Source organism: Chromatiales bacterium 21-64-14 (genome assembly GCA_002255365.1).
Lineage (GTDB): Bacteria > Pseudomonadota > Gammaproteobacteria > 21-64-14 > 21-64-14 > 21-64-14.
Genome location: NCBI01000011.1, coordinates 51,850 through 68,906 on the forward strand (window position 1 = coordinate 51,850; position 17,057 = coordinate 68,906).

Genomic DNA, 17,057 nt, shown 5'->3' on the forward strand with positions numbered 1-17,057 from the left:
CGATCCGCGCCGGCGGCGCGATCGCCTCCCCCGTCCTGGGGCGGCGCTCCACAAGGCACCCCTCGGGTCGGGATCAACGCCGCGGAAGGTAGCGCAGCGGATCCACCGGCTTGCCATCGCGGCGGATTTCGAAGTACAGCATGGGTGGTTTGCCACCGACGCTGCCCATCTCCGCGATCGGCTGTCCCGCCTGTACCCGATCCCCTTCCTTGACCAACAACTTACGATTGTAACCGTAAGCACTCAAATAACTATTGCCATGTTTGATGATGATAAGCTGCCCGTAGCCGCGAAGTCCACTGCCGCTGTAGACCACCCGCCCAGGCGCCGCAGCGACCACCGGCTGGCCCAGTTTCCCGGTGATTTCCAGGCCACGGCCCGTAGGATCCTGGGCGGCAAAGGCCTGCACCACCAGTCCAGCAGTAGGCCAGCGCCACGCCAGGGGCCTGGCGGTGAACACCGGCTCCGGGCCCCGGACTGGCCGTGCCGGGGCCCGCACCACCTCCCGGTGCCGGGGTGCCATCTGGGGGGCGCGCAGCCACAGACGCTGCCCCGGATGGATCAGGTAGGGCGGCGGAATGCGGTTCCACGCCGCGAGCCAGTGGTAATTCAAACGGTACCGCCACGCGATGGAATACAGGGTCTCCCCGGTCCGCACCACATGATAGCCCTGCTGGTACTGGGCGTAGGCCCGGCTCCCGTAGTAACCGGGCGGGGCACAGCCCGCCAGCAGTGCCGCGCACAGTGTGGAAACGGCCACCAGGGAGACCGCGGCCCGCATCAGCCACGCAGCATCAGATAGGCGATCAGCCCCGCTCCGATCAGCAGCCAGCCGATTCCTTCGATGGAATTGCGCAGCCGTGCCTGCATCCTCGGGCCACCCCATGCCATCAGCCCCGCCACCAGGAAAAAACGCCCGCCGCGGCTCAGGAAGGAAGCGGCCACAAAGGGCAGCAGGGACATGGTGACGACTCCCGCCGCGATGGTAAAGAGCTTGTAGGGTACGGGTGAGAAACCTGCCAACAGGACCGCCCAGAAGCCCCACTCGCGAAACCAGGACTGCACCCGGAGAAAGGACTCCCAATACCCAAATCGGTGCAGCCAGGGCGCCACGCCGTCAAAGGCGAGGTGGCCGATGAGATAACCGAACAACGCGCCCAGCACTGAAGTCACCGTAGTGATCAGAGCCAACTGACGCCAGCGCCGGGGACGCGCCATGCACATGGGAGCCAACAAGGCGTCCGGGGGCAGCAGGAAGAACGACGCCTCGGAGAAGCTCACCGCCGCCAGGTACCAAGGGGCATGGCGATGGGCAGCCCATCCAATGGCCCGATCGTAGATCGCCCGGAACACGGCCATCAGTCGAGCCCCCCCCGCACCGGCACGAAGCTCACCGCAGCCAAACTGCGCGACTCGTAGCCGTCGGCGTGGCGCGTGACGATTACCAGCTGCTGCGCCCCCTGCGGACCCGTGGGAATCACCATGCGGCCGCCTTCGGCGAGCTGCGCCAGCAACACCGGCGGGATCTCCTCAGGTGCCGCCGTTACGAGGATCCCGCCGTAGGGCCCGTTTTCCGGCCAGCCGGCGGTACCGTCACCATGCCGGAAGCGGATGTTGCGCAGGCCGAGGCTGCGCAAGCGGCGCCGCGCCTGCTCCAGCAGGGCGTTGATCCGTTCCACCGTATAGACCTTGGGAACCAGATCGGCCAACACCGCCGTCTGGTAACCGCAACCGGTGCCGACCTCCAGCACCTGTTCCGGCACGCCATCGGCGAGCAGGGCTTCGGTCATGCGCGCGACGATGTAGGGCTGGGAGATGGTCTGGCCATAGCCAATGGGCAGTGCGTTATCCTCGTAGGCGCGACTCGCCAGCGCCTCGTCCACGAACAAGTGGCGCGGCGTACTGGCCAGGGTCTGCAACACCGCCGCGCTGCCGATGCCCTCCTCGCGCAGGCGCTGCACTAGGCGGTCCCGGGTACGCTGGGAGGTCATCCCGATGCCCTTCAGCCGACTCACGGCTCAAGGCGCTCCGAGCCAGCTCGCGACCTTCTCCAGGGCGGCGTAGCGGGTCATGTCCACCTGTAGCGGCGTGATGGACACATAGCCGGCGTTTACCGCGTGGAAGTCTGTTCCCGGCCCGGCGTCCTGCCCCTCGCCCGGCGGCCCGACCCAATAGATCGCCCGGCCCCGCGGATCCCACGCTTTCACCACCGGCGCCGAGCGGTGACGGTGACCGAGCCGGGTCGCCTGGAAACCGGCGAGGGCCTCCCAGGGGCGGTCCGGCACGTTCACGTTGAGGATGGTATCCGCCGGCAGCGGGTCCAGGCGCAAGCGGTCGATAAGGTGGAGCACCACTCGTGCCGCGGTCTCGTAATAGGTGGGCTGACCCGAGGTCACCAGGGACACGGCGATCGCCGGCAGGCCCAGGAACCGGCCCTCGGTGGCCGCCGCCACGGTGCCGGAGTACAGCACATCATCCCCCAGGTTGGCCCCCGAATTGATCCCCGAGATGACCATGTCCGGCTCTTCATCCAGGAGACCGGTGATCGCCAGATGGACGCAATCGGTCGGGGTCCCCTCTACGGAGATAAACCCGTTGTCGCGGGTCACGGCCCGCAACGGGGAGTCCAGGGTCAGGGAATTGCTGGCGCCGCTGCGGTCGCGGTCCGGCGCCACCACAGTGATCTGTGCCACCGCGGCCAAGGCCTGGGCCAGGCGCACGATCCCGGGCGCCTGGACACCATCGTCGTTGCTGATGAGGATTCTCATGAACGTTCGTGGCCCGTCTGCTAAGCGGTGGAGAGGATCAACCGCTAACTATACTGGAAACCGCGGGCCCGGCACACGCGCCCGCCGCGGTCTGGCTGCCGGTGCGGCACCACCTTATACTGGCCCGGTTTGTAACCATCGGCAGGGCGGCCCACGAGCGCAACATGGCCAAAATACCCCGAATCAGCGACCAGGACCGCGCCCTGTTCCGGGGCGCCGTGGGCAAGGCACGACCGCTGGGCGACGATCACGTGGAACCGGGCACCCCACGCCCCGCCCCCTTGCCCCACCACACCCGCGCGGACGAGATCCGGGTCCTGCAGGACCTGCTGTCTGACGACCACGACCCTGCTGAACTGGAGACCGGCGAGGAACTGCTCTACTGCCGGCCGGGCCTGCAACACCGCTTGATGCGCAAGCTGCGCCGGGGCCAGTTCTCAATGGGCGCGGAGCTGGACCTGCACGGGATGACCGTACCCATGGCCCGCGAGTCCCTGGTGCGTTTCCTAAAGATGTGCCGTGGGCGGAACGTGCGTTGCGTGCGCATCATCCACGGCAAGGGCCACGGCTCCCATGCCCGCGGTCCGGTCCTCAAACAGAAGGTGAACCACTGGTTGCGCCAGCGCGAAGACGTATTGGCATTCTGCTCGGCACGCCCCGTCGACGGCGGCACGGGGGCGGTCTACGTGTTGCTGTGCCGCCCCTGACGGCGCGACGGGCGTCGCTCAGCCGGGGGCCAGCAACGGGCGTTGGCCGTTGCGCACCGCGCGCGCAATGAAGTCGGCGCGCCCAGGGACGCGGGCATTGAGTTCGCTGGCGGCCTGGGAACGTTCCCGCGCGGCCGCCGACAGCATCACCTCCAGCTCCCACAGATCCACCTTCGGACGCTTCAGGTCGGAGGGTTTCGGGTTATCCTTCTCCACATACCAGAACATCTGCGGGTGCCACATCTGGAGCTTGACACGGGGGTGCCCCATCAGCTCCACGCAGCGGTGGTTGAGTGCACTCTGTTCCATGAAAGCCTCTGACAAATCGACGCCGCAGCGCAGCTGCACCACGTTACACGGATCGAATCGGCGGCTTGCTTAAGCCGGCCCTCCGGTCCGCGATCCCGCTCCTTTGAAGGCGGACGGACCAGCGTGCGAGTAGTGTAATCGAGTGTATCGACGAAGGCCACACGCGCTTCTGCGCACGCAGACCGGATTTGGAACATTGAAACCTTATTTCAAACCTCATCGCTATAGGCGCTAACGTACCGATCACTCACGCCTGATTGCGCCGCGCACGCAGATCAGCAATCACCTCGTCGACGTGGGTTTTGGGCTTAACTTTGCGGTAGATGCGCGCGACCCGCCCCTGGGGGTCGATCAGAAACGTCGCCCGCTTGGCGTACTTGAGCGGCCCGAGACCGCCCCGCACTCCATAGGCCAGCGCCACCCAGCCGCCCCGGTCGGAGAGAATCGGAAACGGCAACCCATGCTTGACAGCGAAGTGTTCGTGGGACTTCACCCGGTCCAGGCTCACGCCCAAAACCTGGGCTCCCGCCTCGGAGAAGGCCACGAACTGATCACGGAATTCACAGGCCTCCCGGGTGCATGCTGTGGTATCGTCCTTCGGGTAGAAATAGAGCACTACCCAACGCCCGCGTTCCTCGTGCAGGCTGCGCACCCGCCCGTTCTGGTCCGGGAGCTGGAATTCCGGTGCCAACGCACCCTCCCGCAACGGCTCCAGACCTGCGTCCTTCGCCGCGGCCCCGGCGCCGTCCTGGGTGCCGCCCGGGAGCGGCGCCGGTTTCCGTCTGCGCATCATGCTTCCGTCTCCAGATGCACCAGTTCGCGAAGTACTGTGGTGGCGTACGCGCCAGCTGGGAGGCGAAACTCAAACTCCGCTCCATCCGCGACCCGAGCCAGACGCAATGCCGGCACCATCACCCGCAGGGTGCGCCGCTCCGCCCGCAGGCCAGCCGCTTCCAGTCCCGCGCGCAACGTTGTCTCGCCGGCCAGGGCCGCGGCCTCCACTTCGGCGCAGTGTCCCGTGACCCGGCTACCGCCCGCGCCCCACAGGGGGCCAGTGGGATGGACGTCCCCTTGCGCCGCGCGGCGTTCGAGGACCGCATCTGGTTGCGGGACCGCGAACACGCTGTGGGTACCTTCCAACATGGCCACCTCTCCGGGGAGCAACCGATCCCAGTCCCCTGCCTGCACCCGGCGCGTAAGCACGGTATTGAACAGGTGGGCGCGGGCCGCCGACAGATAAAGTCCGCGGCGGAGCCGGTCGGGCGCGCGGGTGTCCCCCCGGAACCACGCCTGCGCCGCCGTTACATTGCCGTATTGCAGGCCGAAACGCTGGGGCCCGAAATAGTTGGGAACCCCGCTCCGGGCAACCCGGGCCACGCGGCGCTCCAGATCGTCCCAGGGGCCTTGGGGTTCCCGCAGCAGGATACGAAACCGGTTGCCGTGCAACGCGCCTCGGCGCAACTTGCGACGGTGGCGTGACACGCTCAGCACCTGCAAGGCATCACCTTCCAACTGCGCCCAATCCGGTTCACGGGTACCGGGAACCCGTATCGAGAACCACTGCACCGCGACCGCGTGGCGGTCTTTAAGTCCTGCGTAGCTCACGTCCCGCGCCGGCACCTCCGCGATCCGCGCCAGTTCCCGGGCGACCCACGGGGTATTGCAGTCCCGTTTGCGGATCTGGATCAGGAAGTGTTCACCATTGCCGTCGGGCGCGAACCCCAGGTCCTCCTCCACCTGAAAATCCTCCGGGCACGCTCGGATCCGGCCCGTCACGGCGGGGACGTCCCCCAAGCGCGCCAACGCCGGCTCCAAGGTGCTGCGGCCCCCTGCCATGGGAGGCGCCAGCCGGGGGTATCGCGGCACGGCGGCGGTATCCAATCGGTCCATGCTCCCGATCCATCTCGTCGAATAGGCCCATGCCGCGCTTGAACGACCGGAAAACGGTCGGTCCCCGATTGCCCCGTCGCGCCGCTACGCGCAGGGTCCCCGAACAGACACCTGGGAATGGCGGCGGAACCGGCCGGGGGGTCGCGCATGCATCCCGTGGGATGGGCCGGACCGACGCTCCAGGGCGGCTCAGCCGCTGGCGGCGGCCGGGGCCAGGAGCGCCACGGCGTGTGCGGCGATCCCTTCCTGCCGCCCGGTGAACCCCATGCCTTCGGTGGTAGTCCCCTTCAGGTTCACCTGCCCCACTTCCACCCGCAGATCCTGCGCCACGTTGGCACGCATGGCCTCCCGATGGGGTGCGAGCCGCGGAACCTGCGCAATGACGGTCAGGTCGACATTGACCACCCGCAACCCTTGCCGCGCCAGAAGCGTCACGACGTGGCGCACTAGCATGCGGCTGTCCGCACCCTTGTATTGGGGATCGCTGTCCGGGAAATGTTGTCCCAGGTCTCCGAGGGCTGCCGCGCCCAGCAACGCGTCGCACAACGCATGGAGCACCACATCACCGTCGGAATGGGCGGCAAGACCCCGGTCGAAGGGGATGCGCACCCCCCCGAGCACGAGGGCACGGCCATCCTGAAATGCGTGGGCGTCGTAGCCGTGACCGATACGCATGGCGCTTCAGACTCGATCCCAATTTCCGGTTGATAAAGTACGGGCGGGCCTGCCCCGCAGAGCGTTCACACAATAGCATATCCGGTGCGGCGCAGGAGGATCCCCGGGGCGGCGCGGCATGGGAACGCTGCCTGGACAAACCCTGTCCCGTCAGCCACCAACCTCCCGGATCCACGCGTCCAGGCAACCGGGACCTACCCGCTCCAGGGTCGGTCCCCAGCGGCGGGTATCCTCGCGCAACCGCCGCACGCATAGGCCGGCGGTACCGCCGATCTCCGCGGCGTGTCCAATCCACCAGCGCTCCAGCCCTGTGGTGGTGACTTCCGGGTGAAACTGGAGCGCCAACGCGCTCGGTCCCCAGGCGAAGGCCTGGTTCACGCAGATTTCGGTACTGGCCAAACGGCGGGCGTCCTGGGGGAGATCAAAAGTGTCACCATGCCAGTGCAGCACCGGTACGTCGTCCGTCCCGAGGGGCTCCAGGCAGCCGCCGCGGGCCGCCTCCGACAGACGCAATGAAGACCATCCGATCTCCTTGCGGGGCGCCGTATAGACCCGTGCCCCCAGGGCCCGGGCCATGAGTTGGGCACCCAGGCAGATCCCCAGGGTCGGGCGCCGGGCAGCGAGCCGCGTTTCCAGCACCCGCAGCTCGTCCACCAGAAACGGGTAATCCGCCTCGTCGTTGGCGCCGATCGGTCCGCCCAGAATCACCAGCAGCTCGGCCTCCGGCTCCAGGCCAGCGAGATCGTCGATGCCCGCCTCCCGGTACTCGATCCGGTACCCGTTCCGTTCCAGGACCGCCCGGAAACTCCCCAGGTCCTCAAAGGGAACATGACGAACGACCACTGCGGACTTCATCGACGGATCTCCTCTGACGTCACTGCCATCACCATCGGAAAATCGCATCAGCCACTGGCCACCGCGGAGCATGCAATCTCGTCACGAACGCTCAACTCCAACGCGGCGTCCAGGATCAGCTCCGCCCCCGCACCGGGGCGCTGGAGCCCTGCACTCAGGCGCCGGCGCCAGACACGCGCGCCGGGCACGCCCTGAAACATCCCCAACAAGGGGTGCACTAAAGGTCGCAGCGCGGTACCGGCGGCCAATTCCCGGCGCACGTAGAGCAGGTAGCGCTCCACCACCTCCATGCGTCCCGGCATTGGGCGACAATCGTGATAAAAACGTTGGTCCACCGCGGCCAGAAAATAGGGGTTGTGATAGGCCTCGCGTCCGATCATGACGCCATCCACCCGTTGCAGGTGCGCAGCGGCGTCCTCCAGGCTGCGGACACCCCCGTTGAGCACGATCTCCAGCATAGGGAAATCCGTCTTGAGCCGGTACACCACGTCGTAGCGCAGGGGCGGAATCTCGCGATTCTGTTTCGGGCTGAGCCCATGCAGCCAAGCCTTGCGCCCATGCACCACGAAAGTGGAACAGCCGGCGTCCGCCACCCGCGTGATGAACCCGGCCAGGGCCTCGTAGGAATCCCGATAGTCAATCCCGATGCGGGTCTTCACCGTCACCGGCAGATCCACCGCATCGCCCATGGCGGCCACGCAATCCGCCACTCGTTCCGGCTCCGCCATCAGGCAGGCCCCGAACCGGCCCGACTGCACCCGATTGCTGGGGCATCCCACGTTCAGGTTGATCTCGTCGAATCCGGCCGCGGCGGCCAGTCGCGCGCAGCGGGCAAGGTCGCCGGGTTCGCTGCCGCCGAGCTGCACCGCCACCGGGTGTTCGGCGGGATCGTAACGCAACAGGCGCTCAGGCATCCCGTGCAGCAGCGCGCCGGTAGTGATCATCTCCGTGTACAACAGCACACGGCTCGAGATGAGCCGCGCCAGATAACGGTAATGCCGGTCGGTCCAATCCATCATGGGCGCCACGGCAAGGCGTCGGGAGAGTCGCGTCTTGGAGCAAGGTTGGTTCATTGGGAAGACATCGGCATCGATAGCGGCTATTTTCAGTGGAATCGCCTGCCAATACAACGTGAGATCCGCCGGGCCCGCCGCGGGCCATGGCGTCCATCCGCATCCCCGCCAAGTCCACCGAGCCCCTGCTCCAGCCCAGCGCCGCCGCGGGTACGGCCCGCGCTTTCGGCCGCCTGGCTGCGGCACGCTCGTCGGGGAGTGGGTTCGCAGAGGGCGCGCTGCACGCGCCCATAGCGGGAGGGACACCATAACCCCGGGACCCCCGCCCAGCGGCCTGTTGTAGTCACCTTCGCGCAACATCCGTGATATCCTGCACCAGTCGGTTCCGTGGACCGCCTCCACGACCTTGTCACCCCGCGGAACAGTCGCGAGCGGCGGCGACGAAGCTACGGCGACGGACCGATCCGTCGCCGCGGGTGGCGGAGCGGCATACCCGCATGCGCTTGGTATACAAAGATGCGGCCGACGCACTGAACACCCCGCCCCGGAGGCTCAGCGCCCGACCATGCTATACCCCGCCCTGCGCCGACTGGTATCGGCGCTTAAACACACACCGCTCCATCCCCAGTGGCTGGTCTTTCTTCAGGAGGCACCCAATCTGCGTCACGCTGGCCGTTTGTCCAGCGGGCGCGTGCTTGACATCGGCAGCGCGGAGCAAAAGCCCCGTCACTATCTGTCCGGGGACTGCGAATATATCCCGTTGGACTACTACCAGACCGCCAGCCAGTGGTATCACACCCGGCCCCAGGTGTATGCCACCGCCCAGTTACTCCCGTTCCCCGCCGCGAGCATCGATACCGTGCTCCTGCTGGACGTGATGGAGCACCTGCCCGACCCGGACGCCGCGTTGAGCGAGATCTTCCGGGTCCTACGCGCGCGCGGGCGCTGCGTGGTGTTCGTGCCGTTCCTGTATCCGATACACGATGCCCCGTTGGACTTCACGCGGTGGACCCGGCACGGGCTGCGCTCCCTCGCCCAACGCCACGGGCTCTCCATCGCCGAGGAGACTGCACAGGGCCATGCCATCGAGTCCGCAGCCCTGCTCACTAACATCGCCCTGAGCAAGACCCTGCTCGACTGCATCCGCACCCGCAACCCGTTTGCGCTCCTGGCCATTTTTCTACCACTGCTGATTCCTTGCATCAACCTGCTCGCATGGTCCACGGCACGGATAACGCCCCAGGTCGACTTCATGCCGTTCGGCTACCGCCTTGTCCTGACCAAGCCCGCATAAATGCACCTGGCACTGATCAGCACCTCGTACCCGGACCGGGAACCCGGCAGCGAGGCAGCCGGTGCGTTCGTGGCGGACTTCGCTGAAGAACTGGCGCGGCATGTCCAAGTCACGGTCCTCGCCCCGGCGCGTCACGCCCGGGTGGACACGGAGGGGGCCCTCACGGTACGCCGGTTCGCGGTCCCGAGCCTGCCGCTGTCGCTGCTGCGACCCGCCAACCCCACCGCTTGGCCCGCGATCATCAGAACACTGCACGCCGGGCAGCGCGCAGCGGAAACGTTGACGGCGGGACCGCCCATCGACCACATCCTGGCGCTATGGGCACTCCCGTCGGGTTATTGGGCGCGCCGCATCGGGAAGCGGCATGACGTCCCCTACAGCTGCTGGGCGCTGGGCAGCGACATCTGGTCGCTGGGGCATATCCCCCTGATCCGCAACCTGCTCCGAGGCGTGTTGCGAGCCGGCCGACATTGCTTCGCGGACGGTTACCTCCTCGGCCGGGAAGTCGAGGCCCTGGCGCAGCGCCCCTGCGAGTTTCTGCCCAGCGTGCGCCGGATGTCGGCATGCGAACCAAAATTGCTGCGCAGCGCGCCACCGTACCGGCTTGCGTTTCTCGGCCGCTGGCATACCAACAAGGGTATCGACCTGTTACTAGAAGCCCTGGACCAACTGAACGACGACGACTGGCGTGCGATCGAGGAGATCCGCATCTGTGGCGGCGGTCCTCTGGAGGAACCGGTCCGAACCGCCGGTAACGCGCTCGCCGCGGCGGGGCGGCCGGTCACGCTGCGCGGCTATCAGGACCGGGACGAAGCCGCCCGGCTGTTGACCTGGGCGGACTATGTGGTGCTACCGTCGCGTATCGAGAGCATTCCGGTGATATTCTCCGATGCCATACAGGTAGGGTGCCCGTTGATCGCCACCCCTGTGGGAGACCTGCCCCGGTTGTTCGGCGAATTCGAGGTCGGCATACTCTGCGCCGCCGCCTCGGCGGCGGCGATCACCGCGGGCATCCGTGCCGCGATCCTGCATCCCGCGACCAAATTCAACGACGGCATCCGTCTGGCACGAAAACAGTTCGATCTGCCCCGCGCCTGCGGTTCGCTATTGAAACGTCTCGACCTCGCGCCGTGACGCCGGCACCGGCCATGACCCGTTTTTCCATCACCGATGCGGCGCCGCCGCACTGGGACAGGATCTGCGAAGCCCATGGCGCCTTGTTCCACAGCCGCCAGTGGCAGGAGCTGATCAACCAATCGTTCCGGGCCGCGAATCTTTATGGCTGGAGCGAGGAACGGCAACTGGGCTGCGCCATTTCCGTATTCCGGGCCGGGCCGTTCCGCGTCGCCTACGCCGGGTTTCCCGTAGGGGGCGCCGTCGGCAACGGCGGTCTGACCCGGGAAGACTTGGCCGATCTGTGCGCAGCACTGCGCGCGCGTCGGATCGCGTGTCTGCGCGTCCCGGTGAGCGCGTTCGGAGATCCGCTGTCCTTGGAATTTCCCTTCCGCTCAACGCCGGAGACCGCAATACCGGATCTCGCCTCCTGGAACCCTGACGCGTTCGCCAAGTTGCGCCACGACATCAGCCGGGTCCGGCGCGGCCCGTTGATCATCGCGGACGCCCCGCGCGGAGATATCCTCCATGCCCTGTATCGCGCTACGGTACGCAACCACCGCGGAAACGAACGCTACAACGCGGCGTATTTCGATGGTCTAGTCGCACTGGCCCGGGAACGCCCGGACCTGCGTTGCCGGGTGGCGTTGTGTGAGGGGGTCACCGCGGGTTTTCTGGTGGCCGCAAAGCACGGTGGCCAATCCTACTACCTGCACGGCGCGAGCGCGCAGGCGTTCAAAAAGCACGCGCCGTCCGACGCACTGCTGTACGACGCCATCTCCTGGGCCCAGCGCGAACAGGCACAGGGCTTCAACCTCATGACTTCACCGCCGGAACAACCTTCGCTAGTGCGCTACAAGGAAAAATGGGGCGCAACGACCCGCGCGCACAAGACCTATACCATTCCGGTACGGGCCATGGCCTGCACCGCCTTCCAGGCGGCGGAATATCTGCACGGCAAACTGCGCTGACCCCGGGTCACGGAAGGTCTCCACCGGCGGACCAGGATGACAGGGACGCCACCCCCGGCCTTGGTTAATCCGCGATATTGCGGTGCAGGTCGGCCACCTGCACCGGAGTCGATCTTCATCCGCTGCGGTCTTCCCCGGTGCTCAGCCGATCCTGGATATCCTTCAACAGCTCTGGGGACAGGTGGATGCGGTCGGCGACCGGAAACGACGCCGGCACGCGGTTGCGCGCATGGCGGCGATATCCCAGTGGCGCCAGCCATTCCTGGATCGAATCCAGGGCGCCGCGCGGATCCGTGCACAGGTCTTCGTAGCGCAACTCCATAAAACGTCCCGGCGCCCAGGCCTCCAGATCACGCCGAGCGATCCGCTCCACCGCCTTCACCTGCTCGACTGCTTGCTGCCACAGCGGCTGGGCCAGAAGACGCCGGTAACCGGGTGGTTTGACCGACCACCAAGTCTCGCGGCCGGTTCTGGCGGCGCGCGCCTTGAGCACCGACTGGATCACCAGCACCGGGTCGCGGCGCACCAACAGGAACCGGGCATCCGGAAATATGCGTGCCAACGGGCCTACAGTCATCGTCAGGTACACGTTTTTGAAGACCAAAGGGTGGCCCAAGACGACCGACAATGACGCCACCGTCTCCACCATGTCCCGATAGCGGGCGGGCTTGATGGCACCCCCCGCGAGATAGTGTCCCTGCACACCGTCCCGCGGAAACCAGCGGAACCAGAAGTTGCCGTTTTCGGCCGGCGCCAGCAGGCCCGATATCCGCCCATACCGGGATTCGAATACCGGTTTTGGCCGGCCCAGGAAGGGCTGGAGCACCCGCAGCACCAGATTGGGCGCGCCGAACAGATAGTTCATGATCTCGGTGAAATAACCCGCCTGAAATTCCTGGGTGACCAGTTGGTACGTGAGCGTGGTGCCTGAGCGCGGGGCGCCGATGATGAACAGGGGGGGCGCCGGTTGCGGACCGCTCGCCCTGAACAGGCGATCAACCGGCGCGATGACCCGATTGACAGCCACGAGCGCGCGGCGCGCGGCCCTCAGGATCGAGGCCCCCGCCGTGCCGGGCGCAACGCGAGCCCCCACGGCCCCGACGCCATTAGTGCCGCACCACGTTCGTCAGGGCGTCGATGACGTCCTGGACATCGCGATCGTTGAGTTTCGCGGACAGCGGCAGACTCACGGTCTGCCTGCCGGCGCGCTGCGCGTTGGGATAGTCGCCGGGGCGCCATCCAAAGGTCTTCTGATAGTAAGGATGCTCCGGGATGCTCAGATAGTGCACGCCCACGCCGATGTTCATGCGCGTCATGGCATCGAGCAGCGCATCGCGGCTAATCCCGGCGTTGTGTTCGTCGATCAGCAGGGAATAGAGATGATGGGCGTGGCGCTCATGGGCGGCGGGATCCGCGGGCCTGGTGACTGGAAGTGCGGCGAAGGCGCTTTGATAGCGCGCCCACAGTTCGGCACGCCGCGTCCAGTTTCGTTCCACGCGTTCCAGTTGATGGATCCCGATTGCCGCCTGGATGTCCATCATGTTGTACTTGAACCCACACTCGACAACCTGGTAGTGCTTGAAGCCCTCGTCGCTGAAACGCTTCCAGGCGTCCTTGCTCATGCCATGCAACGCGAGCATCTTGACCCGCCCGATATCGGCATGATCCCGCGCCACCACCATTCCACCCTCTCCGGTGGTAACGTTCTTCGTCACGTAGAAGCTAAAACACCCGAAATCGCCGAAGGTACCTGCGCTCTTACCGCGGTACCGCGTCTCTACCGCGTGCGCGCAGTCCTCGATAACCCGCAGCCCGTGACGCTGCGCAAGCTGCATGATGGCGTCCATGTCACAGGGCAGGCCGCCAAAATGCACCGGTACGATGGCCCGGGTACGCGCCGTGATCCTGCGCTCTACTTCGGCCGGGTCGATGTTCAGGGTACGCGGATCGATGTCAGCGAGTACCGGGGTAGCCCCGGCGTGGATGATCGCGTTGACGGTCGCGCAAAAAGTCAGCGGCGTGGTGATGACTTCATCCCCGGATCCGACCCCTGCGGCGATCATGCTGACGTGCAATGCCGCCGTACAGGAATTAACCGCGGCTACCTGGGACGACTCCACACCCTTGTACCGGGCGAAGTCCGCCTCGAAACGCGCCACCTTGGGACCAGTGCCCAGCCAGCCGGACTGCAGACAGTCGACGACCTCGTCGATCTCCTCCGCTCCGATGGCGGGGGAGCCAAACACCAGGAACTGATCCCTGGGCGACCCCGAATCACTATTCATCGTGTGGTCTCCTGCCAGCGCATGTTCGATTCCCTCGAGGACGCACCGTGTCTGCTCCTGATGGCCGACGACCAGCCCGGCGTCAGATCGGCCCTGAGCAGCGCGGTACCCCAGCAACGTCCGGCTGATACCCGCTGCGGACCAATCCATGCAGCGCAGGGTACCGGCGCCCGCACCCACCCGCAAGGGTCCACCGGCCCGCATCGCGAACATGTACGGCATGAATTTCCAGGTCATACCGGAACTGGGCCCGCAATGGGGCGCGGACCTCGGCACAAATCCACCGGGACTCACTGCGCGCCAGGGCGCTGCGGCTCCCGGCAAGCCGCGGCTGCCACCAGGGGCCACCCGATGGGTACGGTATACTAGCGAACCATCAGGGTTACGGAAATCGCGCAGATGGGCAATCACGCAGTCACGGCTTGGCCCGGGCAACCCTATCCGTTGGGCGCCACCTGGGACGGCGAAGGCGTCAACTTCGCGCTGTTCTCCGAAAACGCGAACCAGGTGGACTTGTGCCTGTTCGACCAGCGCGGACGCCGCGAGATCGCGCGCATCCCGATGCGCTGCCAGACCAATCAGGTCTGGCACTGCTACCTGCCCGAAGCGCGTCCGGGGCTGCTCTACGGCTACCGGGTCAGTGGGCCGTACGCGCCGGCGGATGGCCATCACTTCAACCCGAACAAACTCCTACTGGACCCCTACGCCCGGGATATCGTCGGTTCCATCCATTGGAGCGATGCGCTGTTCGGTTATCGCGTGGGCAGCCCGCAGCCGGGGACGACGATGGACCGGCGCAACAGCGCCCCCGGCATGCCCAAGTGCCGGGTGATCGACCCGGCCTTCACTTGGGGCGACGACCGCCCGCCCCGAACCCCGTGGCACGACACCATCATCTACGAACTGCACGTCAAGGGTTTCACCGTGGAGCATCCGGACATCGCCCCCTGGCTGCGGGGAAGCTACGCGGGGCTCGCCACCGCGCCCGCCATCGACCATCTCCGAGGCCTGGGGATCACCGCGGTGGAGCTGATGCCGGTGCACGCGTTCATCGACGACCGCCACCTCGCGCAGAAGGGCCTACGCAACTATTGGGGCTATAACTCGATCGGCTACTTCGCACCCGATGCCCGCTATTCAGCCAGCGGCAACGTGAGCGAGTTCAAGACCATGGTCAAGACGCTGCACTCGGCGGGCATCGAGGTCATCCTGGACGTGGTCTACAACCATACCGCGGAGGGCAATCACCTGGGCCCCACCTTGTCGTTCCGGGGCATCGATAACGCGTCCTATTACCGTCTGGTCCCCGACGACCGGCGCTACTACATGGACTACACCGGGTGCGGCAATACCTTGAACATGATGCACCCCCGGGTCCTGCAGCTGATCATGGACAGCCTGCGCTACTGGGTCCTTGAGATGCACGTGGACGGCTTCCGTTTCGATCTTGCCTCTGCCCTGGCGCGCGAACTGCACGAGGTGGACCGGCTCGGCGCGTTCTTCGACATCATCCATCAGGATCCGGTGCTATCCCAGGTCAAGCTCATCGCCGAGCCCTGGGACCTGGGCGAAGGCGGCTATCAGGTCGGCAACTTCCCGGTCGGCTGGACCGAGTGGAACGGACGCTACCGTGACGCGGTCCGTTCCTATTGGAAGGGCGACGATGGGACCATCGGCGAATTCGCCTCCCGCCTGACCGGGTCCAGCGACCTGTATGAGCACGGCGGCCGCAGGCCCTATGCCAGCATCAACTTTGCCACTTGCCACGACGGCTTCACTCTGCATGACCTCGTGAGCTACAACGAGAAGCACAACGAACAGAACCTGGAAGAGAACCGCGACGGAGAAAACCACAACCGCAGTTGGAACTGCGGGGCAGAGGGACCCACCACGAACCGTCACATCGAAGGGTTCCGGGCCCGCCAAAAGCGCAACTTCCTGGCCACGCTGCTGCTGTCCCAGGGGGTACCGATGCTCCTGGCGGGTGACGAGATGGGCCGCACCCAGCACGGCAACAATAATGCCTACTGCCAAGACAACGAGACCAGTTGGGTCGACTGGGGGGTCGGACGAAACGATCCGGAGTTGACGGGGTTCGTCCGCCATCTGGTAAACCTGCGCAAACGGCATCCGATCTTCCGGCGCCGGAATTTCTTCGAGGGGCGTGCGGTGAACGGGCGCAACGTCAAGGACTTGACCTGGTTCACGCCCGCCGGCCATGAAATGAAGGATGTCGATTGGGCACAGCCGTCACTACGCTGCCTGGGACTGTTGTTCGCCGGGGACGCCATGGACGAGCAGGACCCGCGTGGACGCCCGGTGCGGGACGACAACCTCCTGTTGGCGCTGAATTCAGGTCCGGACGCGATGGCGTTCACCGTCCCCCGGACGACCCCCGTTGCCCGCTGGCAAGTGCTGGTGGACACCGCGTTTGCGGACGGGGAACGGGCGGATGGGCGCTCCTTCCACTCCGGTGAAGGCTATCCCCTGCAAGGCCGGTCCGTGGTACTCCTCGCGCAGATGAAGCGCCGCAGCCCCGCAGAGCGGCTGGCGGAATCCGAAGACTGATGGCCCCCACCGCAGGCCCGCCGATGCCCCACCGCAGGGTCGCGAACTTTTCATCGCGTTTCTGGTCCACCCATGGGGGGAGATCGCATGAAACGACCTTGGGCGCAACGGAATCGCCCCTGACACTGGGAAACCCGTTGTTTTCCCGATCCGTGGATGTCCCGCGGTTCGGACACGCGGTGAGACGCCCCCCCCTAAACCAACCTCTTATGGAGACCCGCCGATGGATGATTTCCACCGCAAGAAGTTGACACGTCGTTCGTTACTCAAAAGCGCCGCATTTCTGGCCAGCGCCGTGGTCGCGGCACCCCTACTGACCACACGCCCCGCCGAGGCGGGAGACAAGGTTCCCAAGTCCGCCATGCAATACCGCAATCACCCCAATGCCGGGCACGAATGCAGTACCTGCATCCAGTTCATCCCCGGCAAGAGCGCCGCCGCCAACGGCACCTGTAAGGTGGTGGCGGGATCCATCAGCCCCCACGGCTGGTGCGTGGCGTACAGCCCTAAATCCTAACCGAGCCGGGTGGGCGGCGGGACGTTGCGCCGCCCACCCCACCCACCCCCGCGCCGATCGACTTGAGTTTCGTTCCCGCGCTTGCGTCCGCG

The 17,057-nt window shown here is 66.1% G+C and carries 18 protein-coding genes; 6 read left to right on the top strand and 12 right to left on the bottom strand.

Going from position 1 to position 17,057, the window contains the following annotated elements:
• Positions 1-73: 73 nt before the first annotated feature.
• From B7Z66_07510 to B7Z66_07525, 4 genes are read right to left on the bottom strand one after another with little or no spacing between them, the layout of a single operon-like run.
• Positions 74-781, bottom strand: a complete 708-nt coding sequence (locus B7Z66_07510; GenBank protein ID OYV76766.1) for a hypothetical protein — start codon at positions 779-781, stop codon at positions 74-76.
• Positions 781-1,359, bottom strand: a complete 579-nt coding sequence (locus B7Z66_07515) for a hypothetical protein (GenBank protein ID OYV76767.1) — start codon at positions 1,357-1,359, stop codon at positions 781-783. The genes B7Z66_07510 and B7Z66_07515 overlap by 1 nt, the downstream gene beginning before the upstream one ends.
• On the bottom strand, positions 1,359-1,991 hold the full coding sequence (locus B7Z66_07520; protein OYV76779.1) for a protein-L-isoaspartate O-methyltransferase: 633 nt from the start codon (positions 1,989-1,991) through the stop codon (positions 1,359-1,361). Before B7Z66_07520 ends, B7Z66_07515 begins: the two co-directional genes overlap by 1 nt.
• A 27-nt stretch (positions 1,992-2,018) precedes the next feature.
• On the bottom strand, positions 2,019-2,768 hold the full coding sequence (locus tag B7Z66_07525; GenBank protein OYV76768.1) for a 5'/3'-nucleotidase SurE: 750 nt from the start codon (positions 2,766-2,768) through the stop codon (positions 2,019-2,021).
• Positions 2,769-2,932: 164 nt separating this feature from the next.
• Here B7Z66_07525 and B7Z66_07530 point away from each other — a divergent pair, with 164 nt between their 5' ends.
• Positions 2,933-3,475 (top strand): DNA mismatch repair protein MutS, encoded by a 543-nt coding sequence (locus B7Z66_07530; GenBank protein OYV76780.1) that lies wholly within the window; start codon positions 2,933-2,935, stop codon positions 3,473-3,475.
• Between the two features lie 18 nt (positions 3,476-3,493).
• On the opposite strand, the gene B7Z66_07535 is transcribed toward B7Z66_07530, so the two are convergent.
• From B7Z66_07535 to B7Z66_07560, 6 genes are all read right to left on the bottom strand, one after another.
• Positions 3,494-3,784, bottom strand: coding sequence for a hypothetical protein (locus tag B7Z66_07535; protein OYV76781.1), 291 nt, complete (start codon positions 3,782-3,784; stop codon positions 3,494-3,496).
• 247 nt (positions 3,785-4,031) lie between these two features.
• On the bottom strand, positions 4,032-4,574 hold the full coding sequence (locus B7Z66_07540) for a hypothetical protein (GenBank protein ID OYV76782.1): 543 nt from the start codon (positions 4,572-4,574) through the stop codon (positions 4,032-4,034).
• Positions 4,574-5,620, bottom strand: a complete 1,047-nt coding sequence (locus B7Z66_07545; protein ID OYV76783.1) for a tRNA pseudouridine(13) synthase TruD — start codon at positions 5,618-5,620, stop codon at positions 4,574-4,576. Before B7Z66_07545 ends, B7Z66_07540 begins: the two co-directional genes overlap by 1 nt.
• 243 nt (positions 5,621-5,863) lie before the next feature.
• Positions 5,864-6,349 carry a 2-C-methyl-D-erythritol 2,4-cyclodiphosphate synthase gene (locus B7Z66_07550; GenBank protein OYV76769.1) on the bottom strand — a complete coding sequence of 162 codons (486 nt, stop codon included), beginning with the start codon at positions 6,347-6,349 and terminating at the stop codon, positions 5,864-5,866.
• A 150-nt stretch (positions 6,350-6,499) separates the two neighbouring features.
• The gene (locus tag B7Z66_07555; GenBank protein ID OYV76770.1) at positions 6,500-7,204 is read right to left on the bottom strand and encodes a glutamine amidotransferase; all 705 of its coding nucleotides are present in this window, start codon (positions 7,202-7,204) and stop codon (positions 6,500-6,502) included.
• A gap of 47 nt (positions 7,205-7,251) precedes the next feature.
• The gene (locus tag B7Z66_07560) at positions 7,252-8,277 is read right to left on the bottom strand and encodes a tRNA dihydrouridine(20/20a) synthase DusA (GenBank protein ID OYV76771.1); all 1,026 of its coding nucleotides are present in this window, start codon (positions 8,275-8,277) and stop codon (positions 7,252-7,254) included.
• Between the two features lie 505 nt (positions 8,278-8,782).
• Here B7Z66_07560 and B7Z66_07565 point away from each other — a divergent pair.
• From B7Z66_07565 to B7Z66_07575, 3 genes are read left to right on the top strand one after another with little or no spacing between them, the layout of a single operon-like run.
• A complete protein-coding gene (locus B7Z66_07565; protein OYV76772.1) occupies positions 8,783-9,511 on the top strand; it encodes a hypothetical protein in 729 nt (242 codons plus the stop codon).
• Positions 9,512-10,645 carry a hypothetical protein gene (locus B7Z66_07570; GenBank protein OYV76773.1) on the top strand — a complete coding sequence of 378 codons (1,134 nt, stop codon included), beginning with the start codon at positions 9,512-9,514 and terminating at the stop codon, positions 10,643-10,645.
• A gap of 14 nt (positions 10,646-10,659) precedes the next feature.
• Positions 10,660-11,595 carry a hypothetical protein gene (locus B7Z66_07575; GenBank protein ID OYV76774.1) on the top strand — a complete coding sequence of 312 codons (936 nt, stop codon included), beginning with the start codon at positions 10,660-10,662 and terminating at the stop codon, positions 11,593-11,595.
• A gap of 115 nt (positions 11,596-11,710) precedes the next feature.
• Here B7Z66_07575 and B7Z66_07580 read toward each other — a convergent pair whose 3' ends face one another.
• Together B7Z66_07580 and B7Z66_07585 are read right to left on the bottom strand one after the other, a co-directional pair.
• The gene (locus tag B7Z66_07580; GenBank protein OYV76775.1) at positions 11,711-12,688 is read right to left on the bottom strand and encodes a hypothetical protein; all 978 of its coding nucleotides are present in this window, start codon (positions 12,686-12,688) and stop codon (positions 11,711-11,713) included.
• Between the two features lie 13 nt (positions 12,689-12,701).
• Positions 12,702-13,880: a UDP-4-amino-4,6-dideoxy-N-acetyl-beta-L-altrosamine transaminase gene (locus B7Z66_07585; GenBank protein ID OYV76784.1), complete on the bottom strand. Its 1,179-nt coding sequence runs from the start codon at positions 13,878-13,880 to the stop codon at positions 12,702-12,704.
• A 399-nt stretch (positions 13,881-14,279) separates the two neighbouring features.
• Between B7Z66_07585 and B7Z66_07590 the strand changes: the two genes are divergently transcribed.
• Together B7Z66_07590 and B7Z66_07595 are read left to right on the top strand one after the other, a co-directional pair.
• The gene (locus B7Z66_07590) at positions 14,280-16,448 is read left to right on the top strand and encodes a glycogen debranching enzyme GlgX (GenBank protein OYV76776.1); all 2,169 of its coding nucleotides are present in this window, start codon (positions 14,280-14,282) and stop codon (positions 16,446-16,448) included.
• Between the two features lie 223 nt (positions 16,449-16,671).
• A complete protein-coding gene (locus B7Z66_07595; GenBank protein ID OYV76777.1) occupies positions 16,672-16,965 on the top strand; it encodes a hypothetical protein in 294 nt (97 codons plus the stop codon).
• Positions 16,966-17,057 lie beyond the last annotated feature (92 nt).

Excerpts from the sequence above, each read along its gene's own strand:
- B7Z66_07515 (OYV76767.1), bottom strand. The coding sequence starts at position 1,359 with ATGGCCGTGTTCCGGGCGATCTACGATCGGGCCATTGGATGGGCTGCC.
- B7Z66_07570 (OYV76773.1), top strand. The coding sequence starts at position 9,512 with ATGCACCTGGCACTGATCAGCACCTCGTACCCGGACCGGGAACCCGGC.
- B7Z66_07525 (OYV76768.1), bottom strand. The coding sequence starts at position 2,768 with ATGAGAATCCTCATCAGCAACGACGATGGTGTCCAGGCGCCCGGGATC.
- B7Z66_07535 (OYV76781.1), bottom strand. The coding sequence starts at position 3,784 with ATGGAACAGAGTGCACTCAACCACCGCTGCGTGGAGCTGATGGGGCAC.
- B7Z66_07575 (OYV76774.1), top strand. The coding sequence starts at position 10,660 with ATGACCCGTTTTTCCATCACCGATGCGGCGCCGCCGCACTGGGACAGG.
- B7Z66_07530 (OYV76780.1), top strand. The coding sequence starts at position 2,933 with ATGGCCAAAATACCCCGAATCAGCGACCAGGACCGCGCCCTGTTCCGG.
- B7Z66_07560 (OYV76771.1), bottom strand. The coding sequence starts at position 8,277 with ATGAACCAACCTTGCTCCAAGACGCGACTCTCCCGACGCCTTGCCGTG.
- B7Z66_07595 (OYV76777.1), top strand. The coding sequence starts at position 16,672 with ATGGATGATTTCCACCGCAAGAAGTTGACACGTCGTTCGTTACTCAAA.
- B7Z66_07555 (OYV76770.1), bottom strand. The coding sequence starts at position 7,204 with ATGAAGTCCGCAGTGGTCGTTCGTCATGTTCCCTTTGAGGACCTGGGG.
- B7Z66_07520 (OYV76779.1), bottom strand. The coding sequence starts at position 1,991 with ATGACCTCCCAGCGTACCCGGGACCGCCTAGTGCAGCGCCTGCGCGAG.
- B7Z66_07540 (OYV76782.1), bottom strand. The coding sequence starts at position 4,574 with ATGCGCAGACGGAAACCGGCGCCGCTCCCGGGCGGCACCCAGGACGGC.
- B7Z66_07565 (OYV76772.1), top strand. The coding sequence starts at position 8,783 with ATGCTATACCCCGCCCTGCGCCGACTGGTATCGGCGCTTAAACACACA.
- B7Z66_07590 (OYV76776.1), top strand. The coding sequence starts at position 14,280 with ATGGGCAATCACGCAGTCACGGCTTGGCCCGGGCAACCCTATCCGTTG.
- B7Z66_07585 (OYV76784.1), bottom strand. The coding sequence starts at position 13,880 with ATGAATAGTGATTCGGGGTCGCCCAGGGATCAGTTCCTGGTGTTTGGC.
- B7Z66_07550 (OYV76769.1), bottom strand. The coding sequence starts at position 6,349 with ATGCGTATCGGTCACGGCTACGACGCCCACGCATTTCAGGATGGCCGT.
- B7Z66_07510 (OYV76766.1), bottom strand. The coding sequence starts at position 781 with ATGCGGGCCGCGGTCTCCCTGGTGGCCGTTTCCACACTGTGCGCGGCA.
- B7Z66_07545 (OYV76783.1), bottom strand. The coding sequence starts at position 5,620 with ATGGCAGGGGGCCGCAGCACCTTGGAGCCGGCGTTGGCGCGCTTGGGG.